We start from the raw sequence: 15,449 nt of genomic DNA, 5'->3' as shown, positions 1-15,449 counted from the left end.
TCCTATCCTCCCGGACGTTCTGAAACCTTGGCGCCCGTGGCGGCGCCCGGGAGGGGGAGCACAAGGGAAAAGACGGTCCCGTCGTGCCGGGATTCCACAAGCTCGACCTCTCCCCCCTGCATGCGCGCCAGTGCGCGCGCCATGTAGAGCCCGACGCCGATCCCGGTCTTGCCCGCGGAATTCCGACCTCGAAAATAGCGTTCGAACAGCTTGTCCCGATCCGCGTCTGGGATCGGGTCTCCTTCGCTGTGCACAAGACAGCGCACATGGGTGGATGTCGCCTCGATATCTAAGCGCACTGGCGTTTCCGGCGGCGAATACTTGACAGCGTTGGAGACGAGATTGGCAAGCGCGTGTTCGGCATGGGCCGGATCGCACATCACCGACAGGGCATTATCGGTCTTCGTCGCGAGGATGATTTCCCGATCCGGCGTTTCCTCCCTCTGACGCGCGCAGACCGCTGTAACAAGGGCATTGATCCCAAAAGGTTCGCTGGACAATTCTATCTGGCCCGCGTCGAGCCGGGCGGCGTCCAGTGTACTTTCGACCAGCCGGATCAGACGCGCGATGGCACTCCGCGCCGTGTGCGCCCGCGCGACCATTTCATCCGCCGATACATGCTCGCGGCGACGGATCAGGCGTTGAAGAGTGGAATCGACGATCGCCAGCGGGGTCCGGAACTGGTGCGAGACCATGGTCGCGAAGTTGCTGTAGAGCTCGGTCGCCGCGCGTTCGCGTTCCAGTGCGGCAATCAACTCACGGGTTCGTGCGGCCACCAGCTCTTCGAGGTGGTCGCGGTGGCGGGCAAGCTCTCTTTGCGCCGCGTGGCGTTCGGTAACGTCGCCGATGAAAGCGATTGCTCCGATAATCTGCTCGTCATCCTTGAGTGGAAAACAACGCATATCGACATAGCGCGCGTCCGTTGAGTCGGGATGGAAAAGGGCCTTGTCCGATATGGACGAGGATGTCCCCTCCAAGGCTTCGCGGAAGGGGCGGGCGATGCCTTCAATCGCGAAGAAGCCTGAAATTTCGGCCAGCGTCGTGCCCACGGCGCGTTCGGAGGACCAGCCAATGAGGCGCCCCATGGCGTCATTCCACAGGCTGCAGCGCAAATCCCGATCAAAAGCGAGAATGCCCTCGCCGCTGGAGGCGACGAGCAGGCTGGAAAAATCGCGCTCCCTATAGAGAAGTTCGGTGCGGCGTCGGGAAACGACGAGACTGTGGATCAGGTAGGCGGAGAGGATTCCGCCGGCAACGGCAATGCCAACGAGCCAAATGATTATCTGCCAGATTTCACCGCGGTACTGATCGAGCTGTCCGCCCAGTTCATTCCATTCCGCAACCATGGCCGCATTGGCGGCGCGCGCGAGCCAGACCGCGATCGACTCGGCAATATCGCGGGCATGTGCGAGGTCCGTGGAGGCGGCATTCGATACGAGCGGCTCTAACTCGCGGGCGGCCTGGACCGTTTGTTCGAGTTCCTCCTCATAGCCAAGCGCAATCATCCGGCGCCGCTGCGGTCCCTCGTCGATCAGGCCGAGGCGGCTCAGAAGGATGTCATAGCGAAGCTCGATGTCGTCCTGGCTGCTTGCCCCCAGTTCCAATCGCGCCAGCGCCTGGGCGAACCGCAGGCTGGCGGCTTCCGCGCGCGAGAGAACCCAGACCATGTTCGTGCTCGCGTCAATGCGCATCTTGCGCTCGGTCTGCGCCAGTCCGATCAGGGAATAGACGAGAAGGATGGCGAGAATGGCGATGACGCCGAGCGGCAGGAAGAAGCCGAGGATGGGGCGCGTGCCCCGCATTACCTGATCTCCAGCCGATAGAGCTGCCAGACCCAGCGATAGTCGTAGCGGATATCCTGCAACTCGCGGTGATCATCGCGCGGATAGACGATCCAGAGCGGTCCCTTGTCGCTCACATGAAGCGCGTCTCCGTCCATCTCGAAGGCGACAAGCACATCGAAGCGAGTGAAATCATCCGCCGGAATATCGATGACATAGTCGTTGAGCGCGATTGCCGTGACGGTTCCACCGTCCGCTTCCACCAGCGCGAGCAGATCCCGCATCAGAAAGCCGTCGAACCGGCGCACACCGTCGGTGACGGTGGTCGAGGTTTCCAGCGCGCGTTGCGGCAGGGACTTGAGCATGTCCAGGTCGAACCGTGCCGCGCTCTCGGTATTGGTTCGGCCAATATTGCCGCGCACCTCGAGCACCACCGGGCCGGCAGGAGCGTCAAGGCCGTTCGTCCCTGCCTGAGCCGCTTGGGCGAGCACGGTAAATCCGATCAGGATGATTGCAAACTTCGCTGACGCCACTCCCCAGGTTCCTCCATGCTTCTCTTGCGTTCGGACGGCCCGTCGATCGCACCTTACTGAATAGCTTGAAACCGTCACCGCGTCCCCTCCGAACAGAGGGGGCGCCGCAGCCGATGCGCGATTACCGTCGGTCGGACAGGGATTCGATTCGGCTATACGGTCAGGAACATATGTGGGATTTCAGTATCGGGCAGGCGATTAGCCTGATGGTTCGCACCATGCCGTTCATCGTGTTGCGGGGGGCCATCTATTTCGGGGCGGCGCTGGCCTATGTCGTCGTTACCGGGGCCGGGGCAGGCATCGGTTATGGGGTCGGTGCCTTCGGCGAACCCGACTTTCAGGCGCAGACGACTTTCTGGGGCGCCATCGGCGGCTTCGGCGTCGTTGGCGCAATCATGTATTGGGCGCGCGAATATATTCTGTATCTCGCCAAGGCCGGACATATCGCCGTGCTGGTCGAGCTCATCTCCGGCCGGGAACTGCCGGCGGGCCGATCGCAAATCACCCATGCCACCGCGGTCGTCAAGGAGCGTTTCGCGCAGGCAAGCCTGCTGTTCGCCATCGACCAGATAGTCAAGGGCGTCATCCGGGCGATCTCGGTGCTGGTCCGCGGGATCCTGTCGTTCATCCCCATCCAGGGGGTCAAGCAGTTGATGACGATCGTCGAGGCGTTTCTGCGTGTGGCCGTCGGTTTCGTCGACGAGGTGATCCTCGCCCACATGATCCGGTCCGGGCAGGCGAACCCCTGGGAATCGGCCCGCGAGGGGCTGGTCCTTTACGGGCAGAACTACAAGGTGATGCTCAAGAATGCCGCGTGGCTCACGCTTTTCGTCTATGGCCTGAGTGCGCTCGTCTTCGTGCTCATGCTGGCGCCCGCCGCTGGCGTCGTCTACCTGATGCCCGGCAACTGGTCGGCGGGCGGCTTCGTTTTCGCCCTGATATTCGCCTGGAGCGTGAAGGCCGCGATTTTCGAACCGTTTGCCATCGCGTGCCTCATGCAGGTCTATTTCCGCACGACCGAGGGACAGACCCCGGATCCAGAATGGGATGCGCGGCTCGAACAGATGTCAAAAAAATTCCGCCAGCTCAAAGAGAAGGCGCTGGGGTATTCGCCGATTCCCGTGAAGGCGTGAGGTGCGGTCATATGGACGTCGTGCGTTTTGTCCGGCGTCCCGCCCTTCACTTTTTCGGAGCGAATCCAGGCTGTTCCCGGAGGGCTGGTGCGTCGTCATGGCGCTGCCGCCTATCTCAATACACCTCCAGCCTGGCATCGAAATCTAGGGTGACGGAGAGGCTGTCGCCCGGCGCCGCCACGGGCGTGTTCCGGTCGGCTTGCGGCCGGAAGACCAGATCTCCGGAAACCGTGCCGCTGATCGCCAGCAAATTGTCGCGAACCTCGCTGCGGGCGATGCTCAACGTCAGGGCGTCTTCGTCGGCCTCCCAGTAGCCGTTGATATGTGGCTTGGGATCGTTGCCGACGCCAGCGATGGACAATTCGATGTTGAACGGTTCCGTGAACGTGCCTTCGAAGCCCAGGGAGAGGCGTCCGAGCCCGTTGTCCGGGGCGATGTGGCGGGTGTAGATCGAAACGCCCCCCCTTTCGGCATCCCCATATGCGTCCGACTGAGCACGCCAGACCTCCACCGTGACCGGCCTGTCGCCGATGTTGCCCGTGATCCGGCCGCCAGGCTCGTCGGCCAGGGCAGGCCCAGCGGCCAGGCCGATCGCGAAAGCCATGACTATCGGTTTCATTTGTGTGCTCCTCGCGCGTTTCGGCACAACGGATCGTCCTATCTCTGGCCCGCTCCAAGGGTGGCTTCGTCCTCGGGCGAGCGGGCTTCGCACAACTCGTGCCTGTCGAACCAATGTGAACCGGCGACCAGCAATGCGCCGGAGACGTGGTGTTTCAGCAGGAAGCGCTCTCGCCACGTCTCGCCTTCGCCCGTGCAGTCCGCCCAATAGAGAGCCCCGCCCTCCATGCCCTCGACCGGTGCGGGCGCGCCGAGGCGGCAGGTGGTTTCATAGAAGAGCAGATCGTTACCGCGTATGGCGATGCGCTGGTCGCTCACCGGGACGGTGCAATCGAAGGCGTCATAAACCCCGTCCCTGATCTGCGCGGCGGCCTGCGCAAGGCCGAGACCGAGCAGCACTATCGCGACGCCCGATGTCCGAAGCATTTTCCGTCCCTCCGATGTCATGTCGCGCCGCCACTTCGCATGGACTGGGGGGCATGGGGCTCATTGGCCGACCGCGCGCATCCAGACCGTACGGCTAGCGGTAATGGTCACGCCGTTGCCCGTGCCGATAAGTTCCATGACGCCAAAAATGGTGGACCGATCGGCAACCATCATCCGGTACGTCATGTCCATACGGATGCCGTCCAGGGTGTAGGATGTCTTGCCGATGAGCCGCGGCAGGTTCGTCTGATCGCAGTCGACGACCATCGCCACATCGTCAGGCGTCAGCACCGGCACAGGCTCATAGGGAGCGGAGGTGTCGAGGCTCCACGCCTTTTCGTCCGTTAGCTGCAGGACCATTGGCTCGCGCATGTCCGGGTGGGTCAGCGCGAGCTTGTCGCCCTGTTCGGCAATTGACAGCACATCATTGTCATCGGCGGCGGGGAAACCCTGGACGATGGGCCCCAGCCGGAAAAAGCCGGCCTGGTGTTCTATCTGCCAGGAGCCGACGAGATCCCGCCGGATCGATGCCCATTCGCGCGCGCCGGCCTTGCCGCACATCGGTGAGGGGTCGGCATCCGGCCGCGACGGTGCAATAACCGTGGCTGCCAGAGCGAGCCCGACAAACAGGATGCCGCCGCAGCGGGCCAAGGCAGGCATGCTGGTCACGCGGATCATTTCTCGACGGCGAGTCGGGTGGCGAAACGACCGGAAATGTCCCTGCAGTCCGCCGTGTCGGCGTCCCCGAAACCTTGTGCCCGGCACAGTCGCGCTGCGAAACTGCCTTCGGCCCGGCCGGACTCGTCGCCGACCTCCAATGCGTCGAACGTCACCTGCGGATCGCTGCCGGCCCCTTCGGACGTCCAGCGCGCGCCCATGAAGCCTTCGCCTTTCGGAAACAGGACGACGGTGACTTCTTGAGGGCGGGAATCCGGCGACAGAGACCCCGCGAAGATCGCTTCGATCACCAGTTGGCCCTGACCGCCGCCGTGAATTTCGAGGGAGGTCACGGGCCCGATCTTGTAGGCCTTGGCCATGGCATCGTTGCCGTCGGAGCCCAGGATCTTCCACTGTTGCGCTTCGTCGCCGACCGTCGCCGTGATCGTTCCGATCGTTTCCATTGCGGCGGCGAACTGGACGGACGAAACCAGCAGGATGCCGGCTAGGATGCGCTTCTTCATAAGGCGGTGTTCCCGTGCGGATATTTCGATCGGCTCGGGAACCTAGCGTTATCGCGCAATCAGCGCCCCGTTCGAACGGAGGGGATCGCGTCTGTGTCGTCAAGAGTGTGGGCCTGACATGGCGGCCCCTGCCGGGGGCAGATAGCTAGTGACTATCCTTGGGGCGACCGACCGGCCAAGACCGTATCGGCATAGCCGTCCTCCGCAAGCGAGGTGCAGAGGTCGGCCCATTCGCAGTCGCGACACGCGGATCGGATCTGGCCGGCCGAAAAAGCTGCGCGGAGCAGTCGAAGGCGTGTGTCATCCAGCACCAACCCGTCTCCGGATGCGATCGGCTTGCCTAACAGTCTGCCGACGTCTGTCGCGGCAGCCCGATCCCGCTCGGTCACGCTGCAACGGTGGCAATGTGGCTCGGGATCGGCGAGAAGCGGGGCGCAGACGTCGTCCGGCCCCGCGACGATTTCGATCTCTTCCCCCGCGGCGAGGCGCCCCGCGATCACGGTCAGGTTGGCCGTGAAAGCGGGGCTGTAGCCCTTTCCTGCGTAGGTCAGGATACAGAGAAGATGGTGCGGGCGCAGCCGCACCGTCATACGGCGGCGCGCTTCGGTCCGCGAGCCATGGCCTTCAGGGTCGCTGCCCCAAGTGCGGACTTGAGGATCGCGCCGACGACGAAGGGTACGACCCCGGCCATGATCGCCGGCTCCAGACCGATGAGGACCGCCAGCCAGGCCGCGCCGAGAACGAGGCAGATCGCGTTGCTGATCAGCATGCCGACAAAGGCCAGGCCGACGCGCCGTCCGTTCCAGCCCTGTTCGGCCAGCCAGCCCATGGCCATGCCCGCAACCGGGAAGGCGAAGAGATAACCGCCGGTCGGGCCGACGAAGTGATGTGCGCCGGCGGCGCCTCCGGCGAGCACCGGCATGCCAAGCGCGCCTTCGACCAGCCACGCGGTAATGGTAAGGCCGCCGAGACGCCAGCCATAGAGCGCTCCCACCAACGCGACGGCAAAGGTCTGCATCGTCATGGGAACGGGGAACATCGGCACTTCGATGTAGGAGGAGAGCGCCAGGAAGAGGCTGCCGAAGAACACTGCCCCGATCTTCCAGGCCAGAGGGCGGTTCTGCAGATCGAGAGGGCTGAAGGTCGGCTTGAGGCTTACGGTGGCTGAAGCGTTCACGCGTGGGTCCTTTCAGGATTATAGATAATCTTGCAACTCTATCGCTAATGATAGGCCACAGAACCTCGCGCATTGCAAGGCCGACGCGCGCATAGGGGGCCTCCGGATGAAGCAGACCCGCGATTTTGAATTGAAAACGGGCGTGCTCGGATGGCAAGCCGTGCTCCGCCGCCAGGGCGAGAAAGCCCTTACGAACGGTCGCCGAGAGCGTTCTGCCGCTTCGGCATTTTTCCGATCCATTGCACATGTCGTGCAAGCAAAGCCGTAGCGGCCTCGATGTCGCCCGAGCGCAGGGCGGCCAGGATTGCCCTGTGATCGCGGTCCGTCGGCGTTTCCCATTCCGCGCGCCAGCCGGAGAACAGGAAGCGGGCGCTCGCGGCGTGCAGGTCTTCGATGGTTCTGAGCAGCCGGGGCATGCCGCAGGGGGTGATGATCAGCCGATGGAACTTGCGGTTGGCTTCTTCCCAGGCCTGAACATCGCCCGCGTGGTCTCCAGCGCGCGTGGCTTCCTCCGCCTCGTCGAGGATGGCCTTGGTCAGATGCGGCGCGGCATTGCGAAGGGCAAGAACCTCGAGCGCGGCCCGCATTTCCGCGACCTCGCGCACCTCCTCCAGGCTGAAGCCCGCCACGCGAACGCCCCGGTGCGGCTCGCTTTCAACCAGCCCCTGCGCTTCAAGTCGACGGAACGCCTCGCGGACCGGCACATGGCTAGCGCCGAATTCCTCGGCGATGTGATCCTGCCGCAGTCGCGCGCCCGCTTCGATCTGTCCGGAGATGATGCGGCTGGCGAGTTCGCGGCTGATGCGTGCGGCAAGAGGCTCTGATTTGGCATTCGACATGGGATTATAGATAATCCGAATGCGGCCCGGCGTCGAGCGTGCTTGCTGAAATGTCCGGGAAATGCAGTCCAACACGTCGCCCGCCGGTACGCCCGGGAATTGCCTTGGCGGGTATCCGCCGTTGCGGCCGCGTTGAGCCACTCTTGTGCGGTCGTGTCCGCTTGACAGGTGAAGACTACGACGAAACCAAGTCTGGAACTATGATCCCGGTTAAAAATCGGATGCGGCACCTGAGCTAACAATACCACCGTGAGGTGGTGGCATGCGGAGGACATGGCTCTGGATGGGGGTGGCGCTGCTCGTCATCGCGGGCGGCTCGTATGCCCTGTACACGTTCCTGCAACCTCAGCCCCTGCCCGAAGCGGTCCTCTATGGCAACGGCCATATCGAGGGCTCCGAAGTCCACGTGGCGGCGGAGGTCGGGGGGCGGGTCGTCGACAGTCGTCTCGTCGAAGGCGAACGCGTTGAGGTCGGCGCGTTCCTCGTCAGCGTGGACAGGGCCGATGCCGTTCTGCAACGAGACCGAGCTGTAGCGGAGATCGAAGCTTTGCGCCGTGCCCGGGAGCGGGGGGATAAGGAGCTCAGCGTCGCGCGCCACCATTTCAAGATGGCCGAGCGCGATCTCGAGCGCTACCGGGAACTGCGGAAACGCGATGCCATTGCGCCGCAGCGGCTCGAGCAGGCGCAGGACGCCTTCCAAGAGGCAGGGGGCCGGGTCGCCGTTCTGGCGGCCGACATCGGCGCTTTCGACGCCCGCATCGACGCCGCGCAAAAAGAGCTCGGCCTCATGGAACGCCGGCTCGCCAAGACGCGCATCTTCGCGCCCATCACCGGCACGGTGTTGGCAAAAGCGACCGAGGTCGGCGAATACGTCCAGCCCGGCCAAACGGTCGCGGTTCTCATGGATCTTTCCCGTCTGGAGCTGAAGATCTTCGTCCCCGAGAGGGATATCGGCAAGGTACGGCTCGGGGGTACCACACGGGTAAGGGTCGACGCGTTCCCCGATACGCTGTTCGACGGGGCGGTGGCACGGGTCGATCAACAGGCTCAATTTACGCCGCGCGACATCCACATGCCACAGGAACGAACCCGCATGGTGTTCGGCGTCACAATCGCTCTCGCCAATGTCGATGGCGTGCTCAAGCCGGGCATGCCCGCCGACGCCTGGATACTCTGGCAAGCCGACGGGGTATGGCCCGAGCGGCTCAGCGTACCGGAATAGGGCGTTGTCATGGCCAGCCGGGTCGACCAAATAATCGATGCGCGGGGCCTTGGCCGGCAATACGGGAAGACCTGGGCGGTCAAGGATATCGACCTGCGCATCACGCGCGGCGAGATCTTCGGCCTGGTCGGACCCGACGGCGCCGGAAAAACGACGCTGATACAACTCCTGGCCGCCATCCTGGATCCGAACGCGGGGCGTTGTCGCGTGCTTGGTTTCGATACGGTCCGGCAAGCGCGGCAGGTCACATCCCGGATCGGCTACATGCCGCAGGGCTTCACGCTCTACGAGCGCCTGACAGTCGCCGAAAACCTGGCCTTTGCCGCCAAGACGAGGAACGTCCCGGCTTCGCATTTCGCGGCGCGGCGGCAGCGGTTGCTAGCGATGGCGGGCCTTGCCCCCTTTCTCAACCGTGCCGAGGGCGCGCTATCCGGCGGCATGCGCAAGAAGCTCGCCCTTTGCACCAATCTCGTGCATGAACCGCGGTTGCTCCTTCTCGATGAGCCGGGGCTCGGCGTCGATCCATTGTCGCGGCGAGAGCTTTGGCGCATGTTGGAGTCTTTCCGCTCCGCCGGGGCCACCATTGTCTTCGCCACCTCCTACATGGACGAGGCCGAGAGATGTGACCGGCTCGCCTTTCTCGACGCCGGGCGCATCCTCGCGCACGGTACGCCGGACGCGCTTCGCAGCCGCGCAGCCGGTAGCGCCTTCCAGGCGCCGGCAGACGGCCGGAGCGCAGTCGAAGAACTGCTGATCCGGGCCCCGGACGTCATCGGCTTTCAATGGCGTCCGACGGGGATCCGCTTCACGGTGGACCCGCGCAAGGGGCTCTCGGCCCGTCTGCGGGCCGACCTCGAACGGCTTGGACCGGTCACGCCAGCGACACCCACCATGGAGGACGTCTTCGTGGTTCTCCACGGTGGCGACGCCGTCGGCGTCTCGACCGATGCCATCCGGGTCGCGCCAAACCCCATTACGATCGCGGACACAGGCGAGCCGCCGTCCGACCGGGTACGGATCCGCGCGCTGAGCCGCCGCTTCGATGACTTCGTGGCGGTGGACCGTGTGTCGCTCGATGTCGGCGCCGGCGAGATCTTCGGCCTTCTGGGCGCGAATGGGGCCGGCAAGACGACGCTGATACGAATGTTGTGCGGGCTGTTGCCACCATCGAGCGGGGCGGCACGTGTCGCCGGTATCGATGTCGGCGCACAGCCGGACCGCTTGCGTCGTCGCATTGGCTACATGTCGCAGCGCTTCTCGCTCTATCCCGACCTCACGGCGCGCGAGAACCTGAACTTTTTCGCGAGCGCATACGGCCTTCGGCGCCGGGCCGCACGCGACGCCATCGGCTGGGCCTCCGACATGACCGACCTTGCGGGCGTTGCGGAACGCCCGGTCGCGCGGCTGTCCGGGGCAATTCGCCAGCGCCTCGCGTTGGCCTGCAGTCTCCTGCACCGGCCGGCGGTGCTGTTCCTCGACGAGCCGACCTCCGGGGTCGATCCGCTTGCCCGCTTCCGCTTCTGGCAGCTCATTGGCACCGTGGCAGCGGCTGGTGCCGCCGTGATCGTGACGACGCACTACCTGGAGGAAGCCGTCTATTGTCACCGCCTCGGGCTCATGCACGAAGGTCGGTTGATCGCCCATGGCGATCTGCCGTCCCTGCGCGCAGGGCTTCAGGGCGACGTTCCGACGGACGTGGCCGGGGTGTTCCTCGGCTATATCGAGCGTGCCGGCTCGAAGCCCCCTGCGGTGGCGGCAGGCTCGCTATGACGCTCGCCCGGATTGCCGCCGTCGTCGAGAAGGAGACTAAGGAGATCGTACGCGATCCCGTCACGGTGGCGGTTGCGCTGCTGATGCCCCTCGTCATGCTGTTCCTCTTCGGCTACGCCATCTCGCTGGATGTCGAGGACGTTTCGATGGGCGTGCTCGATCAGGACCGGTCCCCCGCGAGCCGGCAGCTCGTAGACCGGTTCGTGCGGAGCGGCTACTTTCGTCTCGCCAGCGAGTACACGTCGTCGCACGCCGTCGAGGCCGGGCTTCAGCGCGGGGAGGTCAAGCTCGCACTGGTGCTGCCTGCAGGTTTGCAGGAAACGATCGCACGCGGCCGGACCGCGTCCGTTCAAGTTCTCGTGGACGGGACCTATTCGGCGACGGCCAACCTGATTGCGGCCTACGCGGAGGCGATTGTCTCGGCCGCGGAAACGCACGCCGCGTCCGTTGTCGGGGTGGATGCGCGCGTCTGGTACAACCCGTCGCTGCGCAGCGTGACCTATGTCGTCCCCGGTCTCTTTGGCGTCATCCTGATGGCGTTTCCGCCGCTCCTCACGGCGCTTGCGGTCTCGCGCGAAAAGGAGACCGGCTCGATCCAGCAGATATTCGCGTCACCGCTGTCGCCCGCCGAGTTCCTGGCAGGCAAGCTCGTGCCGTACGGGATCATCGCCTTCGCGCAGATCGCGATGGTCATCGCTGTTGGTTTCGTGTGGTTCGGGGTTGCGCTGCGCGGCGAGTTGAGCCTCTTGCTCGCGGCCGGACTCATCTACGTGTTCTGCACCGTCGGCATCGGCCTGCTTGTCTCGACGATCGCCCGAACCCAGCTTACCGCCATGCTCCTGGCACTAATCGTTACCCTGATGCCGTCCTTCCTTTTCTCGGGGTTCCTTTTCCCGATCTTCACGATGCCGTACATTCTGCAGGTCTACACGCGGGTCTTTCCCGCTCGATATTTCGTCGACCTGTCCCGCGGCATCGTCCTCAAGGGCGCCGGGTTGCCCGAGCTGTGGCCGTCGGTGGTGCTGCTCCTGGCCTACACGCTGGCAGTCTTCGCGTTGGCAGCCTGGCGGTTCCGGAAGAAGGTTGCCTGATATGTGGACTCGGCTCGCAGGCCTCGTGGTCAAGGAGTCGATCCAGTTCCTGCGGGACCGCGTGATGCTGGTCCTCATCCTCTGGCTCTATACAGTCGAGGTCGTGATCTGCACGCTGGCGTTGTCATTCGAGGTCACGGACATGCCGCTGGCCGCGGTCGACCTTGACCGGACGCCGGCGAGCCGTGCGCTCATCGAGATGTTCCTGGTCACGGATACCTTCGCGCCCGCGGGTTACGCGGTGACCGCCACTGACGCGACGAAATGGCTGCAGACCGGACGTGCCCGCATCGCGCTTGTCGTTCCCCAGGGTTTCGAGCGGGATCTTGCGCGTGGAGACGCGCCAAGTGTGCAAGTGCTGCTCGACGGGACCAATTCCAATGTTGCGGCGCAGGCGCGCGGCTACACGCTCCAGATCGTCAGTCGCTTCCGTCCCCCGCCAGCAGAGGGTGGCGGTCCCGCGGCCGCAATCCGACCGGCAGTGCGCGTCTGGTACAACCCCGACCAGACCTATACCGCCTTCATGGTGCTTTCCATGGTCACGCTGGCTGCCCTCATGGTGGGTGTCATCTACCCGGCAGCCTCGATCGTGCGTGAGAAGGAGGCCGGCACCATCGAGCAGTTGCGGGTAACGCCTGTGGGAACGGGGGAGCTCTTCGTGGCCAAGACCCTCCCGACGCTCGTCATGGGATTGCTGTCGGTCTTCCCCAGTCTCCTGATCGTCTGGTGGTTCGGCGTTCCGCTTCGCGGAAGCCTGTCCCTGTTCCTAGGGCTGACGGCGCTATTCCTCATCAGCGCCATCGCCATCGGCGTGCTGATCGCGGCTGCCACCCGCACCCTGCAGCAGGCGCTGTTGCTGAGCTTCTTCGGACTGTTCCCGATGATGTTCCTGTCGGGCACGGTTGCGCCCGTCGAAAGCATGCCCGAGGGGCTGCAGGCGCTGTCGCTGGCCAGTCCCTTGCGGCATTACCTCGACATCACGCTCGGTATATTCCTGAAGGGTACCGGGCTGCCTGAACTGTGGCCGCAGGCGGTCGCGCTTGTTGCGATCGGCACACCGCTGTTCGCCATCGCCGCGGTGCTGTTCCGTCGTCGCACGGCATAAGGGCAGTTGCGTCGCTGCCGCGAGAGGCTCAATCCGAGAGGAGTAGTTTGCGCTCCTCGAACTCCGCCTGGTCGATCTCGCCTTTGGCGAAGCGTTCCCGCAGGATCTCGATGGGCGTTCGACCGGCTATCGGACCGTAACCGGGAGCGCCCGGGCCGGGAGCACCTGCGCCGCCCAGCCAGCGAACCAACAGCACGATCAACGCGATGATTGCGCCCCAGAAAACGACCATCATGAGGCCACCGAACATCATGTGTTCCCAACCCCATGCAGGATGCCACCAGAGTTCCCTGTCGCCGGAAGTCTGGGCAGAGACGGGCGCCGCCCACAGGGTCGGCAAGAGCATCGTGGTGACTGCGCCTTTCGGCCATTGCATCGCGCCTCTCCCTTCCAGTTTCTGATCGTCATGGGCCGCGCTGCCCGTGTAGTCCCGACCCATCTCGTTCCATCATCGGCAACGCCGAAGGACGACGCCGAGGAACGGTAATTTGGCACCCATCGGGAGTTCCTCTGTGGGCGGGTCGGCTGGCCGACGGCTTCGGCGCAGCACCGAAAACGACGAAATCGTGCTTGTCAGGGGGCCCAAATACCGGGGGAGCGGCCCGAGGTCTTAAACCTGTATCAAAGAGGGGCGCGACCAACGGAGCGATGCTGTCGCTCGCGGTTTTCAGCCGTGGAGCGGAAAATGATCGTCGGGAAATCGTCCATGGTCGGCGGATCCGTGGCGGAAGTGGGCGGGCGTGCCGGCGCTCGCAGGCCACTCAAATCGCAAGCGCGGCCGGCCGAAAAGAGTCGCGCGATGCAAGGGCCGCTACGCGGGCCCGCTGAGGCCCACTCTCAGGCACTGCGCCCGCTCTCGTTCGACCGGCCGCTGCACGCCGCCACGGCCCGGCTGACCGCAGGGATCTCGCCGGCGGCCTTGATGCTGGCCCATGTCGACTGGGCCCATCATCTCCTCAGATCTCCGGACAAGCAGGCCGAGCTTCTCCGAAAGGCCGTCCGCAAGTGGTTCCGGTACGCAGACTACGGTCTGCGCGCCTGCGGCGATCCGGACTGCCCTGTGTGCATCGACCCGCTGCCGCACGACAAGCGCTTTGCCGGAGACGCGTGGCAGAACCAGCCCTTCGCGGCCATCCATCAGGGTTTTCTCTTGATGCAGCAGTGGTGGCACAGCGCTACGACCGGCGTAGAGGGCGTCTCGAAGCACCATGAGGACGTCGTCTCGTTCGTGACGCGTCAGCTTCTCGACGTCGTATCGCCCGCGAATTTCCCGCTCACCAACCCCGACGTGCTCGAGGCGACCCGCAGGCAAGGCGGGATGAATTTCATCCAGGGCGCGGCCAACCTTTACGAGGACTGGCGCCGGCTCGCGACCGGCGCGCCGCCGGTCGGAGCGGAGGCCTTCCGGGTTGGCCGCGACGTCGCGATCACCCCCGGAAAGGTGGTCTTCCGCAACCGGCTGATCGAGTTGATCCAGTACGCGCCGGCGACCGACACGGTCTACGCCGAGCCGGTATTGATCGTCCCGGCCTGGATCATGAAGTACTACATCCTCGACCTCTCTCCCGAGAACTCGCTGGTCGGATACCTGGTCGGGAAGGGCCACACCGTCTTCGTCATTTCCTGGAAGAATCCGACGAGCGAGGATCGTGACCTGGGTCTCGATGACTATCGCCGGCTCGGTGTCATGGCGGCGCTCGATGCGGTAGCCGCCATCGTTCCGAAACGGCCGGTCCATACCGTGGGCTACTGCCTGGGCGGCACGTTGCTGGCCATCGCCGCCGCCGCGATGGCGCGCGATGGCGACAAGCGCCTCGGGAGCCTGACGCTGTTTGCGGCCCAGACGGACTTCACCGAGGCAGGCGAGCTGATGCTGTTCATCGACGAGGCTCAGGTGAGCTTCCTCGAAGACATGATGGCGGAGCAGGGGTATCTCGACACGCGGCAGATGGCGGGCGCTTTCCAGCTCCTACGGTCGAACGACTTCATCTGGTCGGCGATGGTGCAGACCTATTTGATGGGGGAGCGTCGGCCGACGATCGACCTCATGGCGTGGAACGCCGACGCCACGCGCATGCCGTATCGCATGCACTCGGAGTACCTCCGCCATCTCTTCCTGGACAATGACCTGGCGGGAAACCGCTATGCTGTCGAGGGACGCCCGGTGTCGCTGCGCGACATCCGCGCCCCGGTCTTCGCCGTCAGCACCATCGCCGACCATGTCGCGCCATGGCGCTCGGTCTACAAGATACAGATGCAGACCAACGCCGACGTGACCTTCGTGCTGTCGAACGGCGGTCACAACGCCGGCATCGTGAGTCCTCCGGGCCACCCGCACCGTCACCACCAGATCGCGACCCACAAAGAAGACGAGAACTACGTCGACCCGGATACCTGGCAGGCGGCCGCGGTGCGCCACGAGGGTTCCTGGTGGCCATGCTGGCAGGGCTGGCTGGTCGGGCACTCGTCTGATCGGGTGCCGCCTCCGGCCACGGGCTGCGCCGGTAAGGGGGCCGGTAAGGGCTATGTGGCGCTGAAAGACGCGCCGGGAAGCTACGTGCTGGAACCATAAT

16 protein-coding genes are annotated in these 15,449 nt (G+C 64.6%); 6 read left to right on the top strand and 10 right to left on the bottom strand.

Annotated elements, in window-relative coordinates; genetic code table 11:
• Nucleotides 1-2: 2 nt before the first annotated feature.
• Nucleotides 3-1,802 carry a sensor histidine kinase gene (locus ACSF9G_RS05865; RefSeq protein ID WP_436639426.1) on the bottom strand — a complete coding sequence of 600 codons (1,800 nt, stop codon included), beginning with the start codon at nt 1,800-1,802 and terminating at the stop codon, nt 3-5.
• On the bottom strand, nt 1,802-2,314 hold the full coding sequence (locus tag ACSF9G_RS05860) for a putative pterin-binding protein (protein WP_436639424.1): 513 nt from the start codon (nt 2,312-2,314) through the stop codon (nt 1,802-1,804). Before ACSF9G_RS05860 ends, ACSF9G_RS05865 begins: the two co-directional genes overlap by 1 nt.
• Nucleotides 2,315-2,484: 170 nt before the next feature.
• Here ACSF9G_RS05860 and ACSF9G_RS05855 point away from each other — a divergent pair, with 170 nt between their 5' ends.
• The gene (locus ACSF9G_RS05855; protein ID WP_436639674.1) at nt 2,485-3,447 is read left to right on the top strand and encodes a hypothetical protein; all 963 of its coding nucleotides are present in this window, start codon (nt 2,485-2,487) and stop codon (nt 3,445-3,447) included.
• Between the two features lie 115 nt (nt 3,448-3,562).
• Here the strand turns inward: ACSF9G_RS05855 and ACSF9G_RS05850 are convergent, their stop codons facing one another.
• The 7 genes from ACSF9G_RS05850 to ACSF9G_RS05820 form a co-directional block, all read right to left on the bottom strand.
• The gene (locus ACSF9G_RS05850) at nt 3,563-4,051 is read right to left on the bottom strand and encodes a hypothetical protein (protein WP_436639422.1); all 489 of its coding nucleotides are present in this window, start codon (nt 4,049-4,051) and stop codon (nt 3,563-3,565) included.
• 53 nt (nt 4,052-4,104) lie between these two features.
• Nucleotides 4,105-4,491, bottom strand: coding sequence for a hypothetical protein (locus ACSF9G_RS05845; RefSeq protein ID WP_436639420.1), 387 nt, complete (start codon nt 4,489-4,491; stop codon nt 4,105-4,107).
• Nucleotides 4,492-4,551: 60 nt separating this feature from the next.
• Entirely contained in the window at nt 4,552-5,169 is a 618-nt protein-coding gene (locus tag ACSF9G_RS05840; RefSeq protein WP_436639418.1) for a hypothetical protein, read from the bottom strand.
• On the bottom strand, nt 5,166-5,672 hold the full coding sequence (locus ACSF9G_RS05835) for a hypothetical protein (protein ID WP_436639412.1): 507 nt from the start codon (nt 5,670-5,672) through the stop codon (nt 5,166-5,168). The genes ACSF9G_RS05840 and ACSF9G_RS05835 overlap by 4 nt, the downstream gene beginning before the upstream one ends.
• 152 nt (nt 5,673-5,824) lie before the next feature.
• Entirely contained in the window at nt 5,825-6,262 is a 438-nt protein-coding gene (locus tag ACSF9G_RS05830) for a DUF1284 domain-containing protein (protein ID WP_436639402.1), read from the bottom strand.
• On the bottom strand, nt 6,259-6,849 hold the full coding sequence (locus ACSF9G_RS05825; protein WP_436639400.1) for a biotin transporter BioY: 591 nt from the start codon (nt 6,847-6,849) through the stop codon (nt 6,259-6,261). Before ACSF9G_RS05825 ends, ACSF9G_RS05830 begins: the two co-directional genes overlap by 4 nt.
• A gap of 188 nt (nt 6,850-7,037) precedes the next feature.
• Nucleotides 7,038-7,688 carry a GntR family transcriptional regulator gene (locus ACSF9G_RS05820; protein ID WP_436639672.1) on the bottom strand — a complete coding sequence of 217 codons (651 nt, stop codon included), beginning with the start codon at nt 7,686-7,688 and terminating at the stop codon, nt 7,038-7,040.
• Nucleotides 7,689-7,971: 283 nt separating this feature from the next.
• Here ACSF9G_RS05820 and ACSF9G_RS05815 point away from each other — a divergent pair, with 283 nt between their 5' ends.
• From ACSF9G_RS05815 to ACSF9G_RS05800, 4 genes are read left to right on the top strand one after another with little or no spacing between them, the layout of a single operon-like run.
• The gene (locus ACSF9G_RS05815) at nt 7,972-8,910 is read left to right on the top strand and encodes an HlyD family secretion protein (protein WP_436639398.1); all 939 of its coding nucleotides are present in this window, start codon (nt 7,972-7,974) and stop codon (nt 8,908-8,910) included.
• A gap of 9 nt (nt 8,911-8,919) precedes the next feature.
• Nucleotides 8,920-10,680 (top strand): ATP-binding cassette domain-containing protein, encoded by a 1,761-nt coding sequence (locus tag ACSF9G_RS05810; RefSeq protein ID WP_436639396.1) that lies wholly within the window; start codon nt 8,920-8,922, stop codon nt 10,678-10,680.
• Complete coding sequence (locus ACSF9G_RS05805; RefSeq protein ID WP_436639394.1) at nt 10,677-11,771, top strand: ABC transporter permease; 1,095 nt, start codon at nt 10,677-10,679, stop codon at nt 11,769-11,771. The genes ACSF9G_RS05810 and ACSF9G_RS05805 overlap by 4 nt, the downstream gene beginning before the upstream one ends.
• A 1-nt stretch (nt 11,772) precedes the next feature.
• Nucleotides 11,773-12,876 (top strand): ABC transporter permease, encoded by a 1,104-nt coding sequence (locus ACSF9G_RS05800; RefSeq protein WP_436639392.1) that lies wholly within the window; start codon nt 11,773-11,775, stop codon nt 12,874-12,876.
• 28 nt (nt 12,877-12,904) lie between these two features.
• Here the strand turns inward: ACSF9G_RS05800 and ACSF9G_RS05795 are convergent, their stop codons facing one another.
• Entirely contained in the window at nt 12,905-13,315 is a 411-nt protein-coding gene (locus ACSF9G_RS05795; protein WP_436639390.1) for an SHOCT domain-containing protein, read from the bottom strand.
• A gap of 360 nt (nt 13,316-13,675) precedes the next feature.
• Here ACSF9G_RS05795 and ACSF9G_RS05790 point away from each other — a divergent pair, with 360 nt between their 5' ends.
• Nucleotides 13,676-15,448 (top strand): PHA/PHB synthase family protein, encoded by a 1,773-nt coding sequence (locus ACSF9G_RS05790; protein WP_436639670.1) that lies wholly within the window; start codon nt 13,676-13,678, stop codon nt 15,446-15,448.
• Nucleotide 15,449: the final 1 nt, after the last annotated feature.

It is taken from the genome of Microbaculum mangrovi (assembly GCF_051390635.1).
GTDB lineage: Bacteria > Pseudomonadota > Alphaproteobacteria > Rhizobiales > Tepidamorphaceae > Microbaculum.
The sequence above is the reverse complement of the archived record's forward strand: the minus strand, read 5'-3'. Positions and strand labels throughout refer to the sequence as shown.

Excerpts from the sequence above, each read along its gene's own strand:
- ACSF9G_RS05850 (WP_436639422.1), bottom strand. The coding sequence starts at position 4,051 with ATGGCTTTCGCGATCGGCCTGGCCGCTGGGCCTGCCCTGGCCGACGAG.
- ACSF9G_RS05835 (WP_436639412.1), bottom strand. The coding sequence starts at position 5,672 with ATGAAGAAGCGCATCCTAGCCGGCATCCTGCTGGTTTCGTCCGTCCAG.
- ACSF9G_RS05815 (WP_436639398.1), top strand. The coding sequence starts at position 7,972 with ATGGGGGTGGCGCTGCTCGTCATCGCGGGCGGCTCGTATGCCCTGTAC.
- ACSF9G_RS05810 (WP_436639396.1), top strand. The coding sequence starts at position 8,920 with ATGGCCAGCCGGGTCGACCAAATAATCGATGCGCGGGGCCTTGGCCGG.
- ACSF9G_RS05790 (WP_436639670.1), top strand. The coding sequence starts at position 13,676 with ATGCAAGGGCCGCTACGCGGGCCCGCTGAGGCCCACTCTCAGGCACTG.
- ACSF9G_RS05865 (WP_436639426.1), bottom strand. The coding sequence starts at position 1,802 with ATGCGGGGCACGCGCCCCATCCTCGGCTTCTTCCTGCCGCTCGGCGTC.
- ACSF9G_RS05855 (WP_436639674.1), top strand. The coding sequence starts at position 2,485 with ATGTGGGATTTCAGTATCGGGCAGGCGATTAGCCTGATGGTTCGCACC.
- ACSF9G_RS05830 (WP_436639402.1), bottom strand. The coding sequence starts at position 6,262 with ATGACGGTGCGGCTGCGCCCGCACCATCTTCTCTGTATCCTGACCTAC.
- ACSF9G_RS05845 (WP_436639420.1), bottom strand. The coding sequence starts at position 4,491 with ATGCTTCGGACATCGGGCGTCGCGATAGTGCTGCTCGGTCTCGGCCTT.
- ACSF9G_RS05800 (WP_436639392.1), top strand. The coding sequence starts at position 11,773 with ATGTGGACTCGGCTCGCAGGCCTCGTGGTCAAGGAGTCGATCCAGTTC.
- ACSF9G_RS05805 (WP_436639394.1), top strand. The coding sequence starts at position 10,677 with ATGACGCTCGCCCGGATTGCCGCCGTCGTCGAGAAGGAGACTAAGGAG.
- ACSF9G_RS05820 (WP_436639672.1), bottom strand. The coding sequence starts at position 7,688 with ATGTCGAATGCCAAATCAGAGCCTCTTGCCGCACGCATCAGCCGCGAA.
- ACSF9G_RS05840 (WP_436639418.1), bottom strand. The coding sequence starts at position 5,169 with ATGATCCGCGTGACCAGCATGCCTGCCTTGGCCCGCTGCGGCGGCATC.
- ACSF9G_RS05795 (WP_436639390.1), bottom strand. The coding sequence starts at position 13,315 with ATGGGTCGGGACTACACGGGCAGCGCGGCCCATGACGATCAGAAACTG.